General features: G+C 73.8%; 23 protein-coding genes. 15 read left to right on the top strand and 8 right to left on the bottom strand.

Annotated elements, in window-relative coordinates; genetic code table 11:
• Positions 1-78: 78 nt before the first annotated feature.
• Both ACLBXP_RS13805 and ACLBXP_RS13800 read left to right on the top strand, forming a co-directional pair.
• Positions 79-1035 (top strand): class I SAM-dependent DNA methyltransferase, encoded by a 957-nt coding sequence (locus tag ACLBXP_RS13805; protein ID WP_447668297.1) that lies wholly within the window; start codon positions 79-81, stop codon positions 1033-1035.
• A gap of 101 nt (positions 1036-1136) precedes the next feature.
• Entirely contained in the window at positions 1137-1883 is a 747-nt protein-coding gene (locus ACLBXP_RS13800) for a YoaK family protein (RefSeq protein WP_447668296.1), read from the top strand.
• A gap of 52 nt (positions 1884-1935) precedes the next feature.
• Here the strand turns inward: ACLBXP_RS13800 and arfB are convergent, their stop codons facing one another.
• Together arfB and ACLBXP_RS13790 are read right to left on the bottom strand one after the other, a co-directional pair.
• Positions 1936-2358 carry an alternative ribosome rescue aminoacyl-tRNA hydrolase ArfB gene (gene arfB / locus ACLBXP_RS13795; protein WP_447668295.1) on the bottom strand — a complete coding sequence of 141 codons (423 nt, stop codon included), beginning with the start codon at positions 2356-2358 and terminating at the stop codon, positions 1936-1938.
• A gap of 36 nt (positions 2359-2394) precedes the next feature.
• Positions 2395-2679: a BolA family protein gene (locus ACLBXP_RS13790; protein ID WP_447668294.1), complete on the bottom strand. Its 285-nt coding sequence runs from the start codon at positions 2677-2679 to the stop codon at positions 2395-2397.
• A 118-nt stretch (positions 2680-2797) separates the two neighbouring features.
• Between ACLBXP_RS13790 and ACLBXP_RS13785 the strand changes: the two genes are divergently transcribed.
• From ACLBXP_RS13785 to cobT, 4 genes are all read left to right on the top strand, one after another.
• On the top strand, positions 2798-3415 hold the full coding sequence (locus tag ACLBXP_RS13785; RefSeq protein ID WP_447668293.1) for a J domain-containing protein: 618 nt from the start codon (positions 2798-2800) through the stop codon (positions 3413-3415).
• Positions 3416-3638: 223 nt separating this feature from the next.
• Complete coding sequence (gene cobS, locus ACLBXP_RS13780; protein ID WP_447668292.1) at positions 3639-4622, top strand: cobaltochelatase subunit CobS; 984 nt, start codon at positions 3639-3641, stop codon at positions 4620-4622.
• A 17-nt stretch (positions 4623-4639) separates the two neighbouring features.
• Positions 4640-5131: a DUF29 domain-containing protein gene (locus tag ACLBXP_RS13775; RefSeq protein WP_447668291.1), complete on the top strand. Its 492-nt coding sequence runs from the start codon at positions 4640-4642 to the stop codon at positions 5129-5131.
• Between the two features lie 5 nt (positions 5132-5136).
• Positions 5137-7044, top strand: a complete 1908-nt coding sequence (gene cobT / locus ACLBXP_RS13770; protein WP_447668290.1) for a cobaltochelatase subunit CobT — start codon at positions 5137-5139, stop codon at positions 7042-7044.
• Between the two features lie 97 nt (positions 7045-7141).
• Here cobT and rpmB read toward each other — a convergent pair whose 3' ends face one another.
• Positions 7142-7447 (bottom strand): 50S ribosomal protein L28, encoded by a 306-nt coding sequence (gene rpmB / locus ACLBXP_RS13765; RefSeq protein ID WP_447668289.1) that lies wholly within the window; start codon positions 7445-7447, stop codon positions 7142-7144.
• A 347-nt stretch (positions 7448-7794) separates the two neighbouring features.
• On the opposite strand from rpmB, the gene ACLBXP_RS13760 reads away from it, so the two are divergent.
• From ACLBXP_RS13760 to ACLBXP_RS13725, 8 genes are all read left to right on the top strand, one after another.
• Complete coding sequence (locus ACLBXP_RS13760; RefSeq protein ID WP_447668375.1) at positions 7795-8709, top strand: DUF3108 domain-containing protein; 915 nt, start codon at positions 7795-7797, stop codon at positions 8707-8709.
• A gap of 4 nt (positions 8710-8713) precedes the next feature.
• Entirely contained in the window at positions 8714-9091 is a 378-nt protein-coding gene (locus ACLBXP_RS13755) for a hypothetical protein (protein ID WP_447668288.1), read from the top strand.
• 85 nt (positions 9092-9176) lie between these two features.
• Positions 9177-12626 carry a helicase-related protein gene (locus ACLBXP_RS13750; RefSeq protein ID WP_447668287.1) on the top strand — a complete coding sequence of 1150 codons (3450 nt, stop codon included), beginning with the start codon at positions 9177-9179 and terminating at the stop codon, positions 12624-12626.
• Between the two features lie 75 nt (positions 12627-12701).
• A complete protein-coding gene (locus tag ACLBXP_RS13745; protein ID WP_447668286.1) occupies positions 12702-13028 on the top strand; it encodes an RNA-binding S4 domain-containing protein in 327 nt (108 codons plus the stop codon).
• Between the two features lie 208 nt (positions 13029-13236).
• Entirely contained in the window at positions 13237-13575 is a 339-nt protein-coding gene (gene fdxA, locus ACLBXP_RS13740) for a ferredoxin FdxA (RefSeq protein WP_447668285.1), read from the top strand.
• 486 nt (positions 13576-14061) lie between these two features.
• Positions 14062-14658 carry a CarD family transcriptional regulator gene (locus ACLBXP_RS13735; protein WP_447668284.1) on the top strand — a complete coding sequence of 199 codons (597 nt, stop codon included), beginning with the start codon at positions 14062-14064 and terminating at the stop codon, positions 14656-14658.
• Between the two features lie 232 nt (positions 14659-14890).
• Positions 14891-15766: an RNA polymerase factor sigma-32 gene (locus ACLBXP_RS13730; protein WP_447668283.1), complete on the top strand. Its 876-nt coding sequence runs from the start codon at positions 14891-14893 to the stop codon at positions 15764-15766.
• Between the two features lie 125 nt (positions 15767-15891).
• The gene (locus ACLBXP_RS13725) at positions 15892-16083 is read left to right on the top strand and encodes a NepR family anti-sigma factor (RefSeq protein WP_447668282.1); all 192 of its coding nucleotides are present in this window, start codon (positions 15892-15894) and stop codon (positions 16081-16083) included.
• A gap of 219 nt (positions 16084-16302) precedes the next feature.
• Here the strand turns inward: ACLBXP_RS13725 and ACLBXP_RS13720 are convergent, their stop codons facing one another.
• The 5 genes from ACLBXP_RS13720 to ACLBXP_RS13700 form a co-directional block, all read right to left on the bottom strand.
• Entirely contained in the window at positions 16303-19521 is a 3219-nt protein-coding gene (locus tag ACLBXP_RS13720; protein WP_447668281.1) for an efflux RND transporter permease subunit, read from the bottom strand.
• An 11-nt stretch (positions 19522-19532) separates the two neighbouring features.
• Positions 19533-20912 (bottom strand): efflux RND transporter periplasmic adaptor subunit, encoded by a 1380-nt coding sequence (locus ACLBXP_RS13715; RefSeq protein WP_447668280.1) that lies wholly within the window; start codon positions 20910-20912, stop codon positions 19533-19535.
• A 231-nt stretch (positions 20913-21143) separates the two neighbouring features.
• On the bottom strand, positions 21144-21518 hold the full coding sequence (locus ACLBXP_RS13710) for a hypothetical protein (protein WP_447668279.1): 375 nt from the start codon (positions 21516-21518) through the stop codon (positions 21144-21146).
• 89 nt (positions 21519-21607) lie between these two features.
• Entirely contained in the window at positions 21608-22945 is a 1338-nt protein-coding gene (locus ACLBXP_RS13705) for a sensor histidine kinase (protein WP_447668278.1), read from the bottom strand.
• On the bottom strand, positions 22945-23610 hold the full coding sequence (locus ACLBXP_RS13700) for a response regulator transcription factor (protein WP_447668277.1): 666 nt from the start codon (positions 23608-23610) through the stop codon (positions 22945-22947). Before ACLBXP_RS13700 ends, ACLBXP_RS13705 begins: the two co-directional genes overlap by 1 nt.
• A gap of 133 nt (positions 23611-23743) precedes the next feature.
• Between ACLBXP_RS13700 and ACLBXP_RS13695 the strand changes: the two genes are divergently transcribed.
• Positions 23744-24451 carry a DNA-binding protein gene (locus tag ACLBXP_RS13695; RefSeq protein WP_447668276.1) on the top strand — a complete coding sequence of 236 codons (708 nt, stop codon included), beginning with the start codon at positions 23744-23746 and terminating at the stop codon, positions 24449-24451.
• Position 24452 lies beyond the last annotated feature (1 nt).

The following is a 24452-nucleotide window of genomic DNA, read 5'->3' as shown; positions in this document are numbered from 1 at the left end:
TCGGGGAGCCCGTATATAGGGCGCCCGCGCCCGCCGCCTCACCCGCCGCCTCACCCCCTGCCCCTCCCACCGGCCCCGATGTCACGCCAGCACTCCTCAGGCGATCTCCGCGCCGACCGCCGCTACGCCTACGCGGAGGGCTGCCTCGCCGAGGGCGACGCGGCCGCCGCCGCCGAGATGGCCGAGCAGGTCCTCGACCTCGCCCCCGGCTTCGCGCCGGCCTGGGCCCTCCTCGGCCGGGCCCGGGAGGCGCGCCACGCGGCAGGCGGCGGCGAGGCGGAGCGGGCCGGCGCCGTGGCGGCCTACGCGGCCGCCCTCGACCTCGACCCGGCGGACGGCCTCGGGATCCGTCTCGCCCTCGCCCGGCTCGGGCACGGGGACGCGTCGGGTGCGATCTCGCCGGCCTACGTGCGGGCACTGTTCGACGGCTACGCCCCCCGCTTCGAGCGCCACCTCGTCGGCGACCTCGCCTATCGGGGACCCGCCCTCCTCGCCGAAGCCCTCGACGGTGCGGCGGGCCCCGATGCCCGCTTCGCCCGGGTGCTCGACCTCGGCTGCGGCACGGGGCTGATGGGGCAGGCGCTCGCCGGCCGGGCGGGGTGGATCGCCGGGGTCGACCTCTCCCCCGCGATGCTGGCGCTCGCGGCCCGCAAGGGGATCTACGACCGGCTCCAGGCCGGCGAACTCGGGGACTTCCTGGCCGCGGAGCCGGCGGCGTCCGCCGACCTCGTCGTGGCGGCGGACGTGTTCATCTACCTCGGCGACCTCGTGCCCGCGCTCGCCGGCATCGCCCGTGCCCTGCGGCCCGGCGGGCTTGCGGTGTTCAGCACCCAGTGGCACCCGGCCTCCGGCGTCCGGCTCGGGCCGGATGCCCGATTCGCGCATGGCGACGACCACGTCGCGGCCGCAGCCGAGGCGGCGGGCCTCGCGGTCCTGGCGAGCACGCCCGCCGCCGTGCGCCGGGAGCGCGGCCTCGACGTGCCCGGGCGCGTCGTCACCGTCCGGAAGCCGTGCGGGCCGGCGCCGGCTGCCTGACCGGTCTCCGGCCGCCGCAAAAAGTCGGGGCCCGTTTCATTGCCACTGCAACCTCTCCGCCCGTGCGGGCTTAAAGCTCGGGCCTTGCACGAGGGAGAGACATGGCGGACCAGCAGGACAAGTCGTTTCCGGCGAGCGCGACGACGCGCATCCCGTTCGCGATCGCACTCTCCGCCCTGGCCGGCTGCGCCGACTCCATCGGCTTCCTCGAATTCTCGCAGCTCTTCATGTCGTTCATGTCGGGCAACACCACCCGCTTCGGCGTCGCGGTGGCCAATGCCGACTGGGAGAACGTCACCCGCGTCGCCAGCACCATCCTGGTGTTCTGCTTCGGGGCGTTCCTGGGCACGCTGATCGCCGCCTGGGTCGGGCGCTGGCGGCTCTCGGTCCTCCTCAGCATCCAGGCCCTGCTGATGACGATCGGCCTGCTGATGCCCTGGGGCGCCTACGCCTTCCCGCTCCACGCCTACCCGATCGTGCTGGCCCTCGGCCTGCAAAACGCCACGCTGCAGGATTCAGCCGGCCGCAGCCTCGCGCTCACCTACGTGACGGGCGCGGTCGTCCGTTTCGGCACCGGCATCGCGAACCTGATGCTCGGCACCGTGGCGTCCTCGTTCTGGATCCAGGCGCCCCTGTGGGCGGGGCTGAGCACCGGCGCGGTGATCGGCGGCCTCCTGCAGATCCGCTTCGGCGAGACCGCGTTCCTGTTCCCCGCAGCGCTCGCCGGGCTCCTGGCCCTCATCGCGGTGGTGCTGACGATCGCCAAGCCCGGCAGCGAACTCGTCGCGGGCAGCTCGCCGGCGCCGGACGCCGCCCCGCACGCAAAGCCGGTGGACGCGATCCACTAAATACCCGGTCCGCCCGGGGTCGGAGCGGTCCCGGCATCGCCGGGCGGGGGCGCTAATCCCCCGGCGCGGTGCCCCGCAGCCGCTTGGTGGCGCCGCGGCGGGACTTCTCCTCCAGGCGGCGCTTCTTCGAGGCGAGGGTCGGCCGCGTGGCGCGCCGCGGGGTCGGCGGCACCGCGGCCTCGGCCACCAGGGCCGCGAGGCGCTCGCGCGCGTCCGCCCGGTTGCGCTCCTGGGTGCGGAAGCGCTGGGCGGTGATGACGAGGACGCCCTCGGCCGTGAGGCGGCGGCCCGCGAGGCGCATCAGGCGCACCGCCACGGCGTCCGGCAGGGCCGCGGAGCGGCGCACGTCGAAGCGCAGCTGCACCGCCGTCGAGAGCTTGTTGACGTTCTGCCCGCCCGGCCCGGAGGACCGCACGAAGCTCTCGTCGAGTTCCGCCTCGTCGATGGCGATGTGGGGCGTGCAGTGCAGGGCCACCGGCCTCCCCCCTCCCCTTTCGGCCGAGCCCGCCGCTCAGGCGGCTTCCGCCGGGGTGCGGGCCCGCACCGCCAGGGCGTGAAGACCGCGCTTGAACGCCTCGTCCAGGAGGCCGTTGACGATGCGGTGGCGCTCGACGCGGCTCTTGCCCGCGAAGGCGTCCGACACGACGTCGAGCCGGAAATGCGTCTCACCCGATTCGCGCCAGCCCGCGTGGCCCGCGTGCAGGTGGGATTCGTCGATCACCGCGAGGTGCGCCGGCGCCAGTTCGGCGGCGAGCCGCCCGGTGATCCAGTCCTTCAGCGTGCCGTTCTCGGCCATCCCGCGTCCCTCTTCGGCGCCCGCCCGCTTCGCGGACCGGTCAAGCCCCGTTCCGCACATGCGTCATCAGGCCCGGCGCCCTTGTGTCTCCGGTCCGCCCCCTCATAATCGCCCCGCCATGGATCTCAACTCGCGCCTGTTCGACAGCATCCGCATCAAGCCGTCCTGCGACGAGCCGAAGACGGCCGAGCCCGTGTGCGAGACGCCCGGCTGCGGCGCCCCCGGCCTCTACCGCGCCCCGAAGGGCCGCAAGGCGGAGGGCCAGTACTGGCGCTTCTGCATGGACCATGTCCGCGCCTACAACGCGACCTATAACTACTTCGACGGCATGAACGACGCCGCCGTCCAGGCCTACCAGAAGGACGCGATCATCGGTCATCGCCCGACCTGGGCGATGGGCATGAACCGCGCCGGGGAGGACAAGGCGAAGGCGGGCACGGAGCGCGACTGGGCCTACGTCGACCCGCTCGGCGTCCTGCGCGCGGAGGGCGTCGGCGAGACGCGGGCGCGGGCACGCGCGGAGCCGCCGCGGCCCCGCCACTCGGCCGCCGTGCGCAAGGCGCTCGACGTGATGGGGCTCGACGAGAGCGCCGACACCGCCGCCGTCAAGGCGCAGTACAAGACCCTCGTGAAACGCTTCCACCCCGACGCCAACGGCGGCGACCGCTCCTTCGAGGAGCGCCTGCGCGACATCATCCGCGCGCACGACGTGCTGCGGGCGGCGGGCCTGTGCTGAGGCGGCCGGCACGATCGATGCACCGGCCGGGGGCCGCTCATGTCCGCGGGGAGGCGCCAAACCGCCGGCGGCACCCTATATGCCGGTCTCGCCCCTTGTAGCGCCGACCCGCGCCGCCGAGTAAGGAAGGCTCCGGCGCCGCATCGGGGCGAGCGCCAGCCGTGAGATACCCGCGAGGCTTCCGTGCCCGAGCACGCCGGAGCCCGCCCCGACGAGGTCACGTATGCTTTCTGACGACAAGCCCGCCGCGCTGCCCGACCGCACCGTTTCCGTCCGCGACGTCTTCGGCATCGACATCGATCTCAAGGTGCCGGCCTTCGCGGAGCCCGAGGAGCACGTCCCCGACCTCGATCCGGACTACATCTTCGACCGCGAGACGACGCTCGCCATCCTGGCGGGCTTCGCCCGCAACCGGCGCGTGATGATCACGGGCTACCACGGCACCGGCAAGTCCACCCACGTGGAGCAGGTCGCGGCGCGGCTCAACTGGCCCTGCGTGCGGATCAACCTCGACAGCCACGTCTCGCGCATCGACCTCGTCGGCAAGGACGCGATCGTGCTGCAGGACGGCCAGCAGGTCACCGCCTTCCAGGACGGCATCCTGCCCTGGGCGCTCCAGAACAACGTCGCCCTCGTCTTCGACGAGTACGATGCCGGCCGGCCCGACGTGATGTTCGTGATCCAGCGCGTGCTCGAGGTGTCCGGGCGCCTGACCCTCCTCGACCAGAAGCGGGTGATCCGCCCCCACCCCGCCTTCCGGCTGTTCGCCACGGCCAACACGGTGGGCCTCGGCGACACCTCGGGCCTCTATCACGGCACGCAGCAGATCAACCAGGGCCAGATGGACCGCTGGTCGATCGTCACGACCCTCAACTACCTGCCCCACGACCGCGAGGTCGACATCGTGCTCTCGAAGGCCACCCACTACCGGGGCGACCAGGGCCGCGACACGGTGGGCCGCATGGTGCGCGTCGCCGACCTCACCCGCAACGCCTTCACGAACGGCGACCTCTCGACCGTCATGAGCCCCCGCACGGTGATCACCTGGGCGGAGAACGCCGACATCTTCCGCGACATCGGCTTCGCCTTCCGGGTGACCTTCCTGAACAAGTGCGACGAGCTGGAGCGGCCCTTGGTCGCCGAGTTCTACCAGCGCGCCTTCGGCAAGGAGCTGCCCGAAAGCGCGCTGAACGTGGCGCTGAGCTGATCCGCATGGAGGACGCCATGGCGCACCCGGCCCCGACCCGCGAGGACGCCCCGGCGACACCGCGTGCCGAAGGCCGGACGCGCTACGCGGACGACGTCTACACCTGGGTCCAGGAGCAGGTGGCGCTGCTGCGTGCGGGCAGGGTGGACGCGCTCGACCTCGACAACATCGCCGAGGAGCTGAGCGACGTGGGCCTGAGCGAGTATTATAGGCTGCGGAGCGCGATCGAGATCGTCCTGCTTCACATGCTCAAGTGGGACCACCAGCCGGAGCGTCGCGGCCGGAGCTGGGCGCTCAGCATCGCCGAGCATCGCGAGCGTGCGCTGATGCAGCTCGAGAAGAGTCCCGGCCTCAAGTCCAGCCTCGCCGAGGTGCAGCGGCAGGCCTTCCGCCTCGGTCGCATCGGTGCGGCACGGCAGATGAAGCGCTCGGTCAAGACGCTTCCCGATGCGTGCCCCTACAGCTGGGACGAGATCCTGAACCGTCCCTTCGAAGTCGACGACCGGTAGCCCGCATGTCCATCTCGAACCGCAAGACCGGCGAGCGCCGCGAGCCCGTCGCCGAGCCCCTGAAGCGTTCCGTGGCGGGATGCCTGCGGGCCATCGCGCGGCGCTCCGAGGTCGAGGTGACCTACGCGAGCGACCGCCCGGCGCTCACCGGCGACAAGGCCCGCCTGCCCGAGCCGCCCCGCAAGCTCTCCGCAGAGGACGTCGCGATCCTGCGCGGCAACGCCGATTCGATGGCCCTGCGCCTCGGCTGCCACGACACCGGGGTTCATCGCCGCCTCGCCCCCGAGAACGCGGCTGCCCGCGCGGTCTACGACGCCGTCGAGCAGGCTCGCGTCGAGGCGATCGGCTCCCGCCGCATGTCGGGCGTGGCGAGCAACATCTCGGCGATGCTGGAGGACCGCTACCACCGCGGCGGCAAGTACGAGGACATCACCGACCGGGCCGACGCGCCCATGGAGGACGCGGTCGCCCTGATGGTGCGCGAGCGTCTGACCGGGCAGAAGCCCCCGCAGGCCGCCCGCAAGATCGTGGAGCTCTGGCGGCCCCACATCGAGGACCGGGCCGGCAAGGATCTCGACGGGCTTCTCGGCGCCATCGAGGACCAGCGCGCCTTCGCCCGCTCGGTGCGGGACCTCCTCAGCGCCCTCGACATGGCCGACGAGACGCCCTTCGACCCGGAGGACGAGGACAACGAGGACGAGAACGAGGGCGAGGCCGACGAGCAGGCCCCGAGCGAGGGCGAGGCCGAGGAGCAGTCCCAGGGCGACCGCGCCGAGATCGAGGTCTCCGAAGAGGGCTCGGACGAGATCGAGGAGGGCGCGCAGGAAGCCGCCGACGCGCCCTCGGGCGAGCTGCCCGACGAGGCCGACGAGGCGGATTCGGAGGAGGCCTCGGAATCCTGGCGCCCGCCGAGTGCCCGGTCGAACGAGCAGCGGGGCCCCGACTACAAGGTCTTCAACGGCCGCTTCGACGAGGTCATCCACGCCGAGGACCTGTGCGACGCGGACGAGCTCGCGCGCCTGCGCACCTATCTCGACAAGCAGCTCGCCCACCTCCAGGGCGTGGTCGGGCGCCTCGCGAACCGCCTGCAGCGGCGGCTCCTCGCCAAGCAGAACCGCGCCTGGGCCTTCGACCTCGAGGAGGGCCAGCTCGACCCCGCCCGCCTCGTGCGCGTGGTGATGGACCCGTTCCAGCCCCTCTCCTTCAAGCAGGAGAAGGACACGAACTTCCGCGACACCGTGGTGACGCTGCTCCTCGACAATTCCGGCTCGATGCGCGGGCGCCCCATCACCGTGGCGGCGACCTGCGCGGACATCCTCGCACGGACGCTGGAGCGCTGCGGCGTCAAGGTCGAGATCCTCGGCTTCACGACCCGCGCCTGGAAGGGCGGCCAGTCCCGCGAGGCCTGGCTCGCGGCCGGCAAGCCGGCCTCGCCGGGCCGCCTCAACGACCTGCGCCACATCGTCTACAAGAGCGCGGACGCGCCCTGGCGCCGCGCGCGGCGCAACCTCGGCCTGATGATGCGCGAGGGCCTCCTCAAGGAGAACATCGACGGCGAGGCCCTGGACTGGGCGCACAAGCGCCTGCTCGGACGCCCCGAGCAGCGCAAGATCCTGATGGTGATCTCGGACGGCGCGCCGGTGGACGACTCGACCCTCTCGGTGAACGCCGGCAACTACCTGGAGCGCCACCTGCGCTGGATGATCGAGGACATCGAGACGCGCTCCCCGGTGGAGCTGCTGGCCATCGGCATCGGCCACGACGTCACCCGCTACTACAAGCGGGCCGTGACGATCATCGACGCGGAGGAGCTCGGCGGCGCCATGACGGAGAAGCTCGCCGAGCTGTTCGACGAGGACGGCGCCGGCCAGCCCCTGCGCCCGTCGCTGCGCGCCGCCGGCGGCCGGCGCTGAGGCGGCCCGCGCGGCGCGACGGCCCCCTCTCACCCGGGCACGAAAAAGCCGCCGGGCGGTCTCCCGCGCGGCGGCTCGATCTCAGTCGGTAACGCCCTCAGGCGGCGGCCGGAACCTCGGCCTCGGCGAGCTTCTTCTCGATGTCGCGCTTCAGGAGGCGCGCCGTCTGCGACAGCTCCGTCTCGCGGGCCTTCACCAGGAAGGCGTCGAGGCCGCCGCGGTGCTCCACGGTGCGGAGCGCGTGCGCGGTGACGCGCAGGCGGACGCGGCGGTTGAGCGCGTCGGAGGTGAGGGTGACGTTGCAGAGGTTCGGCAGGAACCGGCACTTCGTCTTGCGGTTCGAGTGGCTGACGAGGTGACCGACCTGCACGGCCTTGCCCGTGAGTTCGCAGCGGCGCGACATTGCTCAAAAATCCCGTATCGTTCCGTGGGCGGTCAAGACTCGGACCGTGACGGCCGGCGCGGCGCAGGCCGCGGGCCGCGCCCAAGCGTGATTCCAGGTCCAGCGGAGTCCTGTAGAAGGCGCGAGCCTATAGGCGAGCGGGGGCCCGTGCGTCAAGGCGAGACCGCCGAATTCGGATCCGCGGCCGATGTGCCCCCCGGGCGACTGCGCGCGCCCCAACCGTCTGTTAACCATACCGGATGCTAAGCTGGCCGCATCCCGCAGCAGCCCGTCGGTGCGTTGCGCGAGCGTCGAGGATCCGAGTCCGCACCATGAGCGCCAAGTTCGAGATGAGCGCCAAGTCCCCCCTGGGCGCGAAGCCCCGCCGCCCCGCCGCGGCCACCCTCCGCCGCGCGGCCCTGATCGGCCTCGGCCTCGCCGCGGGCCTCGCGCCCGCCGAGGCGGCCCGCCGCCCGGGCCGGGCTGCGCCCGCCACGGTGACCGTGGATTACGGCATCAACCTCGCCGGCCTGCCGATCGGCACGGCGCAGCTCTCCGGCGCCGTCGAGGGCGCGCGCTACCGCATGGACGTCTCCGCCACCCTCACGGGCCTCGTGGGCGCCATCACGGGCGGCATGGGCTCGGCCCGCGCCAGCGGCGTCATCGCCGCGGGCCCGCAGCCGAACGCCTTCTCGATCGCCACCCGGACGGCGAATTCGGGCATCGCCGTGCGCATGGCCCTGTCCCGCGGCAACGTGGTGCAGTCCGAGGTCACGCCGCCGCTCATCGACATGGGCGACCGGGTGCCCGTGAGCGCGGCCAACAAGCGCGGCGTGATGGACCCGGCGAGCGCCCTGATCATGCCGGCCCACGCGCGGGGCGACCTGACCGACCCCGAGAACTGCAACCGGACGCTGCCGGTCTTCGACGGCGCGACGCGCTTCAACGTGGTGCTGAGCTACGCGGAGACCCGCACGGTGGAGAAGCCCGGCTACGCGGGCCCGGTCCTCGTCTGCAACGCCCGCTACCAGGCCATCGCCGGCCATCGCCCCGACCGGCCGGGCGTGCGCTTCATGGAGGAGAACCGGGACATGTCGGTCTGGCTCGCCCCCGTCGAGGGGACGCGGGTCCTCCTGCCCCTGCGGATCTCCGTGCGCACGACGCTCGGCACCAACATCATCGAGGCGACGCGCTGGGCGCGCGCCGGCGCCGCGCCGGCCACCGCGGCCGCGGCGGAGGGCCCGGCGGCCACCGGCAGCGTCGCGAGCCTCGCCGGTCGCTAAGGCAGTGGCCCGCCCTGCACGCCTCTCGGCCGGCCTGCTGGCCGGCGCCCTGTGGGCGGCGTCGGGGCTCCTCCCCGCCGCCGGCAAGCCGCTCGCGGCGGGATCGGCCTGCGGCGGCAACGCCTACTCCTCCGCCCAGGTCATCGAGGGACGCCCGGCCCGGCACGGGCCCATCACCAGCGTGCCCGACACCCTCTGCGCCGACCTCGACGGCCCGCGGCCCGCCGTGAACATCGACATCTACGGCGTTCCGGGCACCGGGGTGGGGACTGGGACCGAGACTGGCAGCGGGACCGGCACCGGGATTGGCACCGGGGGCACCGGCGCCCCATATGGGGATCAGCCCCGGCGCCGGCCGTGGCGACCCGGCCCGCGCGACTGACGGCCCCCGCGCGAGGCGCCGGCCCTCCGACCTCCGACGCGTCCGGACCTGTCCGGTCCCACGCCGAAGGGACAGTCCGACCCTGATGCCCCTTCGCTCGCTTCCCCCGCAGGCCCGCTCGCGCGGCGTCACGGCGGTGCTCGGCCCGACCAACACCGGCAAGACCCACCTCGCCATCGAGCGGATGCTCGCCCATCCGACCGGCATGATCGGCCTGCCGCTGCGGCTCCTGGCCCGCGAGGTCTACCTGCGGGTCGTCGCCCGGGTCGGCCCCGAGAAGGTCGCCCTCGTCACCGGCGAGGAGAAGATCAAGCCGGACCGGCCGCGCTACTGGATCGCCACGATCGAGGCGATGCCGCGCGACCTCGACGTGGCGTTCGTGGCGATCGACGAGATCCAGCTCGCCGCCGACATGGACCGCGGCCACGTCTTCACCGACCGCCTGCTCTACCAGCGCGGCCGCGAGGAGACGCTGCTGATCGGCTCCTCGACCATTCTGCCGCTGGTGCAGGCGCTGATCCCCAACGTCCACACCACCACCCGGCCGCGCCTCTCGAAGCTGACCTTCGCGGGGGAGAAGAAGCTGTCCCGCCTGCCGCGGCGCACGGCCATCGTCGCCTTCTCGGCCGAGGAGGTCTACGCGATCGCGGAGCTGATCCGGCGCCAGCGCGGAGGCGCAGCGGTGGTGCTCGGGGCGCTCTCGCCCCGTACCCGCAACGCCCAGGTCGAGCTCTACCAGTCCGGCGACGTCGACTACCTCGTGGCCACCGACGCGGTGGGCATGGGCCTCAACCTCGACGTCGACCACGTCGCCTTCGCGGCGAACTGGAAGTACGACGGCACCCGCTTCCGCAAGCTGACCCCGTCCGAGATGGGCCAGATCGCGGGGCGCGCCGGCCGGCACCTCTCGGACGGCACCTTCGGCTCCACGGGGCGCTGCCCGCCCTTCGAGCCCGAGATGATCGAGGCGCTGGAGAATCACGACTTCGATCCGCTGCGCATCCTGCAATGGCGCAACCCGGACCTCGCCTTCGGCTCCCTCGACGCGCTGCGCGAGAGCCTGGACGAGCACCCCCGCGAGGCCGGCCTGACCCGCGCGCCCATGGGCGAGGATCAGCAGGCGCTCGAGATCCTGATGCGCGAGGACGACATCCGGGACCTCGCGCAGAGCCCCGCCGGCGTGCGGCGGCTGTGGGACGTCTGCGGCGTGCCCGACTACCGCAAGGTCCACCCCCAGACCCACGCCGACCTCGTGGCGCAGCTCTACCGCTTCCTGATGCGGGGCATGGCGGGGCGGATCCCGAACGACTGGTTCGCCCGCCACGTCGCCATGATCGACCGCACGGACGGCGACATCGACGCCCTCTCGCAGCGCATCGCGCAGGGGCGGACCTGGACCTTCGTGGCGAACCGCCCCGACTGGCTCATCGATCCCGAACATTGGCAGGGCGAGACGCGTCGGGTAGAGGACAGGCTGTCCGACGCCCTGCACGAACGCCTCGCGAGCCGCTTCGTCGACAGGCGCACCAGCGTCCTGATGCGGCGCCTGAGAGAGAACACGATGCTGGAAGCCCAGATCACCGCCGACGGTGACGTCACCGTCGAGGGTCAACATGTCGGTCATCTTCACGGCTTCCAGTTCGTGCCGGACCCCGGCGCCGAGGGGCACGAGGCCAAGACGCTGAGGAGCGCCGCCGAGAAGGCGCTCGCCGGCGAGATCGAGGCGCGCGCCGAGCGCTTCGCCTCCGCAGCGGATGCCGCCCTGGTGCTCAGCCACGACGGCGTGATCCGCTGGACCGGCGCGCCGGTGGCGAAGCTCGTCGCGGGCGACAAGCTGTTCGAGCCCCAGGTGCGGCTGATCGCCGACGAGAGCCTGGCGGGCCCCGCCCGGGAGAAGGTCGAGGGGCGGCTTACCGCCTGGCTCCGGGCCTACGTGGTGCGCCTCCTCGGCCCGCTCATGGAGATCGAGACCGCCGCCGACCTCACCGGGCTCGCCAAGGGCATCGGCTACCAGGTCGTCGAATCCCTGGGCGTGCTGGAGCGCGCGCGGGTCACGCACGAGATGCGCAGCCTCGACCAGGACGGCCGCGCGGCCCTGCGCCGCCACGGCGTCCGCTTCGGCGCTTACCACATCTTCCTGCCCGCCCTGCTGAAGCCCGCGCCGCGCACGCTGGCGGCGCAGCTCTGGGCGCTGCGCAGCGGCGGCCTCGACCAGGGCGGCCTCGACGAGATCGCGCACCTGGCGAGTTCCGGCCGCACCTCCATCAAGGTCAACCCGGAGATCGCCAAGGGGCTCTACCGCGCCGCCGGCTTCCGGGTCTGCGGCGAGCGCGCCGTGCGCGTCGACATCCTGGAGCGCCTCGCCGACCTGATCCGCCCGGCGGTGGCCTACCGGCCCGGCACCACGCCCGGCGCGGCGCCGGCCGGCACCGCGGACGGCGACGGCTTCGTGGCGACCGTGGGCATGACCTCGCTCGTCGGCTGCTCGGGCGAGGACTTCGCCTCGATCCTGAAATCGCTCGGCTACGCGGCCGAGACCCGGCCCGGCCCCGCCATCACGGTGCCGCTGCTGCCCGCTGCCGCCACCGAGCCCGCGCGCCCGGCCGCGCCTGCCGACGCCGCCGCCGAGGCCGTCACCGCCGAGGAGACCGCGGAGGCCGCCGCGACGGACGAGGCGCCCGCCCCCGATGCTCCTGCCCCGGAGGCGTCCTCCGAGGATGCCGAGCCCACACCGGCGGAGGCTACCGCGGCGGACCCCGAGGCCGAGCCCGCCCCGGCGAGCCAAGAGCCGGTGAGCCAAGAGCCGGCGAGCGACGAACCGGAAGTCGCGTCTGCTCAGCCCCCGGCCGAGCCCGAGGCGACCGTCGAGGCGGAGCCGGCCCACGAGAACGCACCTTCCGCCGAGCCCGAACCCGCCGTCGCGGTGACCGCCGACGAGGCGGCCGGCCCGGCGCCGGATGCGCAGAGTGCGGACGCTCCGGCCGGGACGGACCCGGCCGCCGAGGCCGCGCCGGACCAGCCCGAGGCCGAGGCGGGCGCGGCCCAGGCGGCGGAGGTCGACACGTCCGCGTCGGGTACGGCCGAGGAGACGGGGGAGGCGGCGCCTTCCGATCCCGGCACCGTGGAGGTCTGGCGCCTGCAGCGCCATCAGCGCCAGGGTCAGCCCCGGCATAACCGGCCCCGCGGCGAGCGCCGCGACGGCGGCCAGGGCCGGCAGCGCCCGGAGGGCGAGGAGCGCCGCGACGGCCCGGGCCGGAACCGGCCCGAGCGCCAGCGGGCGCAGGGCGCCGAGGCCCGCGAGCGCGGCCCGAAGCCCGATCGCCCGGAGGGCAACCGGCGCGGGCCGCCCGGCGGCCCGCCGCGCGAGCGCTTCGAGGGCGGCCGCGGCCGGCCAGAGCGGCGCGAGGAGCGGTTCGGCGCGCGGGAGGACCAGCGGCCGCCGCGGCGCGAGCGCGCGCCCGATCCGGATTCGCCCTTCGCCAAGCTCGCGGCCCTCAAGGCCCAGCTGGAATCCGGCGGCAACGGCAAGCGCTAGGGGTGCACCGGCCGATGCGGGACCGCCCTTGAGCGCGACGCGCCGATCCCTGCCCCCCGGGCCGCCGCGCGCCGCATGACGGCGGAGCGGCAGCGCCTCGACAAGTGGCTCTGGTTCGCGCGCTTCGCGAAGACGCGGACCCTCGCGGCCCGCCTCGTGACGGAGGGCCGCGTCCGCATCAACGGCCGGCGCGCGGAGGCGCCCGCCAAGGGGCTCGCGGTCGGCGACGTCGTCACGGTGGCCGCCGCCCACGTCACCGCCGTGCTCCGGGTGGTCGATCTCGGGACCCGGCGGGGCCCGGCGCCGGAGGCACGACGCCTCTACGCCGAGCTTTCGCAGGACGGACCGGACGCGGGCGACCCCGCGGGGCTGGTGCAGCCGGGCGACACCCCCGCGCCTTGATCCCTCCGGGCGGCACCCGCGACGCAGGCGCGCTTGTCAGCCCCGATGGCAGGGGTTAGAGGCGTTCCGAATTCCGGGTGGCCCCTCGCGGCACCCGAGACAGCGTGCCCGCAACGGAGAGCCGCGCGCCCGACGCGACGGCCCGAGGGGTCATCCCCCGTGGCGTGCCTCGCGGGACCCTGCGCGGATCGAGGACGAAAATCGGCCCATGACCTACGTCGTCACCGACAACTGCATCAAGTGCAAGTACATGGACTGCGTCGAGGTCTGCCCCGTCGACTGCTTCTATGAGGGCGAGAACATGCTCGTCATCCATCCCGACGAGTGCATCGACTGCGGCGTCTGCGAGCCCGAGTGCCCGGCCGAGGCGATCAAGCCCGACACCGAGCCGAGCCTGGAGCAGTGGCTCAAGATCAACGCCGACTATTCGAAGAGCTGGCCGAACATCACGCAGAAGAAGGACGCGCCCGCCGACGCCAAGACGTGGGACGGCGTGGCCGACAAGTTCGAGGCGCACTTCTCCGCCAATCCCGGCTCCGGCGACTGAGAGCCCCCCGCGGGGCGCATGCCAGCCCCGCGCACGATCCTGCGGGCTCGACCGGTACCAGTCGACTGGCCTAGTTTCCTGGCCTGATTCCGATGGGCCGTGCCCTCAGCCGGAAAGCCGTGAACAACGCCCGGCTGCAGGGGGCGTAGTCGCGCGCACCAGTCGGCAATCCTTTGATTCGGCGCCCGGATTGTGATACACAATCCTTCTGCCGTCGCGCGTGCCTGACGTGCTCCCTCCGCGCCGCAAAACGCGGTTCCAGGCTTCTCATGGAAACGGGGTCGCATGTGATCGTCCATTGAAGGCTCGCCTTCGATGGCTGATCGCTCACGTCACGCGAACGGCTGCGCCTGGGAACCGGGATCCGCGCGCGCTCTTGGCGCAACGGGACCGGTGATGGCTCGAGCCGGGTGTCCCAGCCCGGAGAAACGGTTCGGCGCGGCGCCACGGCTGACGACCGCGCGATGATCTGGAGGCCCTTCTCGCATGACCACAGCCAAGAAGACGACGGCAGGCCGCCAAGGCTTCAAGACCGGCGAGGCGGTCGTGTATCCGGCGCACGGCGTCGGGCGCATCGTCGCGATCGAGGAGCAGGAGATCGCCGGCTACAAGCTCGAGCTGTTCGTCGTCTCCTTCGAGAAGGACAAGATGGTCCTGCGCGTCCCCACCGCGAAGGCCAACAGCGTCGGCATGCGCAAGCTCGCCGAGCCCGAGCTCGTCAAGAAGGCCCTCGACGTGCTGACCGGCCGCGCCCGGGTGAAGCGCACCATGTGGTCGCGCCGCGCCCAGGAATACGAGGCCAAGATCAATTCAGGCGACCTCCTCTCGGTGACCGAGGTGGTGCGCGACCTCTTCCGCTCCGAGGCGCAGCCCGAGCAGTCCTACAGCGAGCGCCAGCTCTACGAGGCCGCCCTCGACCGCATCGTGCGCGAGATCTCCTCGGTGAACCGCATCACCGAGACGGAGGCGCTGAAGCTCATCGAGCAGAGCCTCGCGAAGTCGCCCCGCCGCGCCAAGAACGAGGCCGAGGCGGAAGCCGATGGCGAGGGCGACGGCGACGACATCCAGGAGGAGGCCGCCTGAGGGCGGACTTCACCGGCGGTTCTCAGGGCCCGGCGCCGACGCGCCGGGCCTTTTCTTTTGCGCATCCGTCACGGTCGCGTGATCGCCGGAGCCGGATTGCGCACGATCTTTCGCGGAACCTTCGCTTCGCCCCTCCGTTGATCGTTGCCTGGCGTCGGTCCGCGCCGGTGCCGTCGGCACCGTCATGCGCGTCCCCCGCCATCAAGAGCACTCGAACAAGAGGCAGGCGGGGATGGCGGAAATCGCAGGGATCCGGCGGCAGTTCATCCGCACGGCCATGGAGGCTCCATTCCTCGCCCGCGAGGAGGAGCGCGGCCTCGCCGTCCGTTGGAAGGACAACCGCGACGAGCGAGCCCTGCATCGCCTGATCTCCGCCCACATGCGCCTGGTCATCGCCCTGGCGGGCCGTTTCCGCCACTACGGCCTGCCGATGGCCGACCTCGTCCAGGAGGGGCATGTCGGCCTGATGGAGGCCGCCGCCCGCTTCGAGCCCGAGCGCGACGTGCGCTTCTCGACCTACGCGACCTGGTGGATCCGAGCCTCGATCCAGGACTACATCCTGCGCAACTGGTCGATCGTCCGCGGCGGCACCAGCTCGGCCCAGAAGGCGCTCTTCTTCAACCTGCGCCGGTTGCGCGCCCGCCTAATGCAATCCACGGAGGAGCGCGTCGGCGACGAGATCCACCGCCGGATCGCCACCGCGATCGGCGTCTCGCGCGAGGACGTGGCGCTGATGGACGCGCGCCTGTCCGGCCCGGACATGTCGCTGAACGCCCCGGTGGGCGACGACAGCGACGTGTCCTCCGAGCGCATGGACTTCCTCGTGGACGGCGCCGCCCTGCCGGACGAGACGGTCTCCGCCACGGTCGACGGCGAGCGCCGCCTGATCTGGCTGCAGCAGGCCCTGACGGTCCTCTCCGAGCGCGAGTTGCGGATCCTGCGCGAGCGGCGCCTCGCCGAGGATCAGGCGACCCTGGAGGCCCTCGGCCATCGCCTCGGCATCTCCAAGGAGCGCGTCCGCCAGATCGAGAACCGGGCGCTCGAGAAGCTGCGCCGGGCGCTGGCCGAGAAGTTCCCGCAGACCGCCGCGCCGGCCCTCGCGGGCTGACCGCGGACCGGGACGGATCCGCGGCGGTGGAGGGGCCCCGGCACGCGCCCTCGTGGGCGGCTGGTCCTGCGGAGTCAGGCACCTCAGGCGACCATCCAGGCCGTTCGCGACACACCGTAGGTGAGATGACGCCCGCGCCGTACCGCCCCGTCGAATCCTCGGCCGACCACGCCCCGCTCCTCGACGCGAACACGCGGGAGCGCCTCGGCCGGCAGCTGCGCGCCCTCTACGACCCCGTCGTCGACGAGCCGATCGACCCCCGGCTCGCCGAGCTGCTGAGCCAGCTCGACCGCGACAAGGACGCCGCCGGCCCCTGACCGCAGGCAGGCTGCCATCCCCGAACGGCGAAGCTGAAAACGTTACCATGCGCTGGTGGTATGCCAGGCCCCCGAGATTGGCGATGGTGCAGCGCAACGCGGCGTGCGAGAAACCTCCCAGCACGGACGCGATGGCGTCGCGGCCGTGTGCCCTTCTTGGGCGTTTCCTCCCTAGACTTCAGGCCGCTCCTTCGGGAGTGGCCTTTTTTCTTGGGGCGATCACGCAGCGCCCTGCCCGGCCGGGATTGCCTGCCCCGCCGGAGCCGTGCCCTCGCGGCGCATGAGCGCGAGGCAGAGGGCCGGCAGCACCACCAGCGTCAGCAGCGTCGCGCTCACCAGCCCGCCGACCACCACCGTGGCGAGGGGCCGCTGCACCTCCGCGCCGGTGCCGGTCGCCAGCATCATCGGCAGGAAGCCGAGGGCAGCCACGAGGGCCGTCATCGCCACCGGGCGCAGGCGCGTGAGCGCCCCCTGCCGGATCGCCGCGGCCGGCGCCAGGCCCTCGGCCCGGAGCTGCCGGATGCGGGTCAGCATCACGAGGCCGTTGAGCACCGCCACGCCCGAGAGGGCGATGAAGCCCACCGCCGCCGGCACCGAGAGCGGCATGCCCCGCAGCCACAGCGCCAGGATGCCGCCGGTGAGCGCGAGCGGCACCGCGCTGAACACCAGCGCGGCGTCGCGGGCGCGCCCGAGCGCCGCGTAGAGGAGCAGCAGGATCAGGGCGAAGCAGCCCGGCACCACGAGCGCCAGCCGGGCGCGCGCCGCGGCGAGGTTCTCGAACTGCCCGCCCCAGGCGAGCCACGCCCCGGGCGGCAGGGCGAGGCGCGCGGCCCGCGCCTGCGCCTCGGCGACGACCGAGGCGATGTCGCGCCCGCGCACGTTGGCGGTGACGACGATGCGGCGGCGCCCGTTCTCCCGCGAGATCTGGTTCGGCCCCTCCGTCAGGACGAGGCGCGCCACCTGCGCGAGCGGCACCGTGGCCCGGCCGCCCGGCAGCGGCACCGGCAGGCGGCCGAGCGCGTCCGGATCGTCCCGCAGGGCGTCCGAGAGGCGCACCACGATCGCGAAGCGGCGGTCGCCCTCGTAGACGAGGCCGGCCTCGCGCCCGCCGACCGCCGCGCCGATCACGTCCTGCACGGCGCGGTGGCTGAGGCCGAGGCGGGCGATCTCCGCCTTGTCGATGCGGATCTCCAGGGCCGGCAGGCCCTCCACCGCCTCGACCTTGACGTCCCCCGCGCCGGGCACCGCCCGCAGGATGCCCGCCAGCGCGTTGGCGGCCGGCAGCAGCGCCTCGAAGCGCTCGCCGAACACCTTGACGGCGAGATCGCCGCGGGTGCCGGCCAGGAGCTCGTTGAAGCGCATCTGGATCGGCTGGGTGAACTCGTAGGCGTTGCCGGGCAGGGCCTCCACGGCGGCCTCGATCCGCGCCACCAGCGCCTCGCGCGACAGGGCCGGGTCCGGCCAGGCGCTGCGGGGCTTCAGCATCACGAAGGTGTCGGAGACGTTCGGGGGCATCGGGTCCGAGGCGATCTCGGCGGTGCCGGTCTTCGAGAACACGTAGGCCACCTCCGGCAGCCCCGCGACGGCGCGCTCCACGCGCGCCTGCATGGCCTGCGACTGCGTGAGCGACGTCGAGGGGATCCGCATGGCGTGCAGCGCCACGTTGCCCTCGTCGAGCTGGGGCATGAACTCCTGGCCGAGGCGGCCGAGCAGGCCGAGGCTCCCGGCGAACAGGAGGGCGGCGAGGCCGATCGTCGCGAGGGGCGCCCGCAGGGCCCCGTCGAGGAGGGGCCGGTAGAGGCGCGCGAGGGCCCGCACGACCGGGCTCTCCCGCTCCCGCACCGGGCCGGTGATGAGGATCGCGATCATGGCCGGCACGAAGGTGAGCGAGAGCACGAAGGCCGCGGCGAGCGCCAGGATCACCGTGAGGGCCATCGGCGCGAACATCTTGCCCTCGACCCCCGTGAAGGTGAGGAGGGGCACGTAGACGAGGATGATGATGGCCTGCCCGTAGACGGTGGGGCCGATCATCTCGGCGGCGGCGGCCTCCACGGTGGCGAGGCGCTCCTGCGCGGACAGCACGCCGTCCCGCGCCTGCCGCTCGGCGAGGCGCCGCAGGGCGTTCTCGGTGATGATGACGGCGCCGTCCACGATGAGGCCGAAATCGAGGGCGCCGAGGCTCATCAGGTTGGCGCTGATGCGCCCCTGGACCATGCCCACCATGGTCATCAGCATGGCGAGCGGGATGACGAGGGCGGCGACGAGGGCCGCGCGCGCGTTGCCGAGCATCAGGAACAGCACGGCGACGACGAGGAGCGCCCCCTCCGCGAGGTTGCGGGCGACGGTGCGGATGGTGGCGTCCACCAGCGTGGTGCGGTCGAGGACCGTGCGCAGCTCCACGCCGGGCGGCAGGTTGGCCCGCAGGGTGGCGAGCCGCGCCTCGACGGCCGCCGCGACGGTGCGGCTGTTCTCGCCGATCAGCATCAGGGCCGTGCCGATCACCGCCTCCGCGCCGTCCGCGCTCGCCGATCCGGTGCGGATCTCCCGCCCGATCCCGACCGTCGCGAGATCCGCGATCCGGATCGGCACGCCGTTGCGCGTCGCGACGACGATGGCGCCGATCTCCTCCGGGCCCTCGATGCGCCCGTTCGCGCGCACCACCGCGGCCTCGCCGTTGCGCTCGATGAAGGCGGCGCCCCGGTTCTGGTTGTTGCCCTCCACCGCCTCGGCGAGGTCGGCGAGGCTGATCCCGTAGCCGACGAGCTTCGCGGGGTCGGGCTCGATCCGGTACTGCTTGCGGTAGCCGCCGATGCTGTCGACGCCCGCGACGCCCGGCACGGTGCGGACCTGAGGGGCCACGATCCAATCCTGCACGGTGCGCAGGTAGGAGGCCTGCTCGAAGCCCGGCGCGAGGCTCTGGCCCTCGGGCGTCAGGTAGCGCCCGTCCGTCTGGAAGCCGGGGCGGCCGGGCTCTGCGAGCCTGCGCGCCTGCGGCGGCGCGAAGGCGAGGCTCCACATCGTCACCTCGCCGAGCCCGGTGGCGATCGGCCCGAGGGTCACTTCGGCCCCCGGCGGCAGGCTCGCCCGCACGCCGGCGAGGCGCTCCCCCACCTGCTGGCGGGCGAAGTAGACGTCGGTGGCGTCCGAGAAGACCGCGGTGACCTGCGCGAAGCCGTTGCGCGAGAGCGAGCGCGTCAGCTCCAGGCCGCGGATGCCCGCGAGCGCCGTCTCCAGCGGATAGGTGACCTGCCGCTCGACGTCCCCCGGGGAGAGCTGGGGCACGAGGGCGTTCACCTGGACCTGGTTGTTCGTGATGTCGGGCACCGCGTCGATGGGCAGGCGCAGGGCGGCGGCAAGGCCGAGGATCGCGGCGGCGAGGCTCGCGAGGAGCACGAGCCAGCGGCGGCGGACGGCGAGGGCGAGGATGGGACGGATCATGGCGGGGGCCCTCAGTGCGCGTGCTCGGCCTCGGCCTTGCCGAGTTCCGCCTTGAGGACGAAGCTGTTCTGGGTGGCGACCCGGTCGCCCGGCTCGAGGCCGTCGAGCACCTCCACGAAGGCCTCGTCGCCCCGGCCGAGCGTCACCGCCCGGCGCTCGAACCCGGCCTCGGTGCGCCGGAAGGCGCTCGCCTGGCCGGCGACGGTCTGGAGCGCGGCCCGCGGCAGGCGCAGCCGCACGGGCTCCTCCGCGAGGACGACCCGGACCGTCGCGAAGGCGCCCGGCCGCCAGGCGAGATCCGGGTTCTCGACCTCGGCGATCACCCGCGCGGCGCGGGTCAGAGGGTCGAGCATCGGGTGCACGAAGACGATGCGACCCGGCGTCGGCGCCTCCGCCCCCTGCCCGGTCCCTCGGGCCAGCGTCACCGCCTGGCCGGCCCGGATCGCGGCCGCCTCGGCGGGCGGCACCGCCAGCTCCACCCAGACGCGGGAGAGGTCGGCGATGGTGTAGATCTCCTGCTCCTGCCCCTCCTGGCCCAGCGGCGCGCCGAGATCGACGCGGCGCTCGATCACCTGCCCGGCGATCGGCGCGCGCAGCTCGTAGCGCTGGAGGCCCGTCGCGGGCACGCGGCGCAGGCCCACCATGTGCTCGTCGTCCCCGGCCGCGAGCTTCGACACGCCCGAGGTGTCGAGGGCCTGGATGTCGGCGTCCGGCACGCCAAGGGCCGAGAGCTTCTGGCGGGCGAGGTCCACCTTGAGCTGCGCCTCCACGAGGCTGGTGCGGGCGCGCAGGAACTGCTGCTCGGCGGAGATCTTGCGGTCCCACAGGGCGTGGTCGCGCTCGAACAGGGTCTGCTGCAGCTCGTGCCCCACGAGGGCGGCGCGGTAGTCGTTCTTGGCGTCGGCCACCTCGCGGCTGTCGAGGACCGCGACGATCTCGCCCCGCTCCACCCGCTCGCCGAGGCGCTTGCGCAGCTCCGCCACCGTGCCGGACACCTTGGCGGCCACCCGCGCCACCCGCTGCGCATCGGGCGCCACCGTGCCGGGCACCGTGAGGCTGCGCCCGAGGACCCCGCCCGAGACCGCCTCGACCGCGATGCCGGCCGCCGCGATCCGCTCGGGAGAGAGGGCGATGGCACCCGCCTCCGCGTGGTCGTGGTCGTGATCGCCGCCCTCCGCCCGGGGCGCCTGGTCTTGATCCGCGTGGTCGTGATCCTTGTGGTCGTGATCTCCGTGGCCGTGCGCCGCGGGGGCACCGGACTCGGCCGCCGGTGCCGGGCCGGAGGTCCAGCCGGCGAGGAGCGTGCGGGCGCCGGAGGACACCTCCGGCACGAGCACCGCGAGCGCGACGCCCGCCGCGAGGGCGGCCGGGAGGGCGAGGAACCTGACCATGGTGATACGTCCTGACATCGGAAGAGAGCGCAGCTTGGGCCGCCGGGGGATCGATCCGGGGCAGCACGGGCGCTTCGGGTGCGGGTGCGGGGCGGGCGCCGTCCGGAAGCCCGATGTCCCGCGCCCCGGCCCTCGCCCGACACGGGAGAGGTCTGCTATCGCAGAAGGCGGGTGAGGGATCAGGCGGCGCCGACGAGGGCACCCCGGGTGGGACCGCGGCGGCGCGCAGGCTCAGGCGCGGGGCGGACGGTCCGGTGGGGAGAAGGCCCAGGCCGGCGGGGCATGGCCGGGTGCCGCGGGACGGCGCAGGGCGGTCCAGGCGGGGGGCGGTGCGGTCGCGAGTTCGGCCGTCACGGCCTGATGGCAGCCGCATTGCGCGCAGTGATGCGTCGCGCCGTCGGGATGATCGACCGGGGCGGCGCCCGCGACGTCGAGGCCGAGATGCGCCGCCAAGGCCGGCCCGGCCGCCGCGGCGGGATGCGCCTCGACGGCGGGCAGGGCGAGGCAGAGCACCGCGAGGAGGCCCAGGAACCGCGCGAGCAGCCGCAGGCGGGCCCCCGCGGCGCGGGTGCCTCCTGGCAGGGCTGATGACGCGCGTCGGGTCATCGAGGCTCGGGTCTCCGGTCTGACCCGGGCATCATAGGCGAAGCGCACCCCGGGGCGGAAGCCTCCGCGGCGCCGCCCTGTGCGGGGACTCACGCCGGCAGGCTCAGCACCGCGCGCAGGCCCCCGAGGGGTGCCCGGTCGAGGACCAGAGTGCCGCCGTAGAGTTCCGCGAGCTCCGTCGTGATCGCGAGGCCGAAGCCGTGGCCCGGCACGGATTCGTCGAGGCGCCGCCCCCGCTGCGCGAGCCGCGCGAGGTCGTCCGGCCCGAGCCCCGGCCCGTCATCCGCGATGGCGATGCGCACGACCGCGTCCGCCACCTCGGCCGTGAGGCTGACCCGGGTCCGGGCCCACTGGCAGGCGTTGTCGAGGAGGTTTCCGAGCATCTCGTCGAGGTCCTGCCCGTCGCAGGCGACGGCGAGCCCCGCGGGCACCCGGGCCTCGATCGCGAGTGCCTTGTCGGCGTGGAGGCGCTCCAGCGTGGCGCGCAGGTCGGCGACGTGGGCCGCGAGATCCGCGCGGGTCCGGTTCGCCCCGTCGAGGGCCGCGGCGCGGGCGCGGCGCAGGTGGTGGCGCACGCTGCGGTCCATGGCGCCGACGAGGCGGCCGAGGCGGCCGTCCGGGTCGTGCTCGGCGAGCGCGAGGCTCAGGGTGGCGAGCGGCGTCTTGAGGCCGTGCGCGAGGTTCGCGACGTGGGTGCGCGCCCGCTCCAGGTTCGCGGCGTTCTGGTCGAGGAGGAGGTTCAGCTCCCGCACCACGGGGCGGATCTCGGCCGGCTGCTCGGCCGGCACGCGCTCGCGCTGCCCCGCCCGCACCGCCGCGAGGTCCGCGCGCAGGCGCCCGAGGGGACGCAGGCCGAGGCGGACCTGCACGAGGACGCCGCCGACGAGGCACAGCCCCAGCACGCCGAGCGCCAGGGCGAGGCTGACGAGGGCCTCGCGCACCGGCCGCCGCAGGGCCGCCTCGGGGGCCGCCGCCGCGATGCGCGTCGGCTCGGCACCCGCCTCGGCGGGCAGCACGAGGACGCGCAGGATCAGCCCCTCCCCGCGGGGGCCCCGCCCGTCGGCCGGGCTCGGGCGGTCGGGGTCCGGATCGGGCAGGCGCGGCAGGGCGAGCGCGCCGCCGTCGAGGGAGCGGGAGCCGAGGCGCTCGGCGCCGCGCTGCACCTGCCAGTACCAGCCGGAGAACGGCCGGTCGAAGGGCGGCCCGTCGAGGTCGCGGTCGAGGCGCAGGCGCGGTCCCGGCTCGAGCGCCGAGCGGATCGCTACGATCTGGCCGTCGAGGCGGCCGTCGATCTGGCCGCGCACGAAGCGGTGCAGGATCAGGCCGATGGCGAGCCCCGCCACCAGTAGCGCCACGGTGACGAAGGCCAGGGCCCCGAGCAGCAGCCGGCGCGCGAGGGAGCCCGGCGGCGGGCGCCAGCGCGGCATCAGGCCTGCTCCGCGTGGAGGCGCCAGCCGTGGCCGCGCACGCTCTCGATGCGGGCGGGCGCGATCTTGCGGCGCAGGCGCGTGATGATGACCTCGACGGAGTTCGAATCGACCTCGGCGTCGCCGTCGTAGACCCGCTCGATGAGCTGGCCGCGGGGCACCACGGCGTCCTTGCGCAGGATCAGGCAGGAGAGCACCCGCCATTCGAGGCCGGTGAGGCGCAGCGGCAGGCCCTCGTGCTCGAAGCTGCCGAGGCCCGGATCGTAGCTGAGCGGGCCGCAGACGAGGCGGTGGACCCCTGCCGCCGCGGCGCGGCGCACCAGGGCGCGCAGCCGGATCACCAGCTCCTCCACCCGGAACGGCTTCACGAGGTAGTCGTCCGCCCCCGCCTTGAAGCCCGCGACCTTGTCGCTCCAGCCGTCCCGGGCGGTGAGGACGAGGACCGGCATGGTGCGCCCCGCCTCCCGCCAGCCGCGCAGCACCGACACGCCGTCGCGCCTCGGCAGGCCGAGGTCGAGGGCGACCGCGTCGTAGCTCTCGGTCTCGCCGAGATGGGCGCCGTCCTCGCCGTTGCGCGCATGATCGACGGCGAAGTTCTCCGCCCGCAGCACCCGCAGGATCTCGGCGGCCAGCGCGGCGTCGTCCTCCACCAGCAGGATCTTCATGGGCGTCCCCCGTCGCGGCCCGGCTAGGCGCGGCGGTTTAACCGGAGCTGAACCGCGCGGTTCAGTCCGGATTGGCGGCCGGCTCGTAAAACCCGCTCAACCCGAAAGGGCCCACACCACACAGGACAGACCGATGGACACCGAGACCAAGACCGCGGACACCGAGACCAAGACCGCGGACACCGGCAATTCCGAGCCCAAAGGGATCGAGACCGGCCCCGCCTCGGCCGCGCCCCCGAAGCGCCGCCTGCCGCGCCGCACCCTCGTCATCGGCGCCATCGCGGGGCCGCTCGCGCTCGGCGCCGCCGGCCTCTCGCTCGCCCAGACCGGCACCGTGCAGCCGACCCCGGTGGAGCCGGTGGCCATCGCCAGCCTGCAGCCCTCCGGCGCCACGGCGGCGAAGGGGGAAGTCGCCGAGATCTTCGGCAACAAGTTCATCCTCCAGGACGCCTCGGGCCGCACGCTGGTCGAGACCGGCCGGCAGGGGGAGGACGGCGCCCTCGTCGCCAAGGGCGACACCGTGACGGTGCAGGGCCGCTTCGAGAAGGGCTTCCTGCACGCCCGGATCCTCGTCCGGGCGGACGGCAGCCGCCTCGCCCTCGGCCCCGCCGGCGGCCCGCCCCCCGGCGGCCTCGACTGGGCGAAGGACAAGGTCGGCCTCGGCCCGAAGGCGGACATCCCCGCGCTCACCGCGGCGGTGACGGCGGCCGGCTACTCCGACGTCCGCGTCACAGGGCGCGGCCCGCGCCACCTCGACGTGGCGGCCAAGGGCAGCGACGGCCGAGAGCGCCAGCTGCATGTCGGCTTCGACGGCGGGATCCGCGAGAAGCGGGTGTTCTAGG

The sequence above is a fragment of the Methylobacterium sp. A54F genome, from assembly GCF_053346035.1.
Note: the sequence above shows the minus strand (reverse complement) of the source record. Positions and strands in the feature narration are given on the sequence as shown.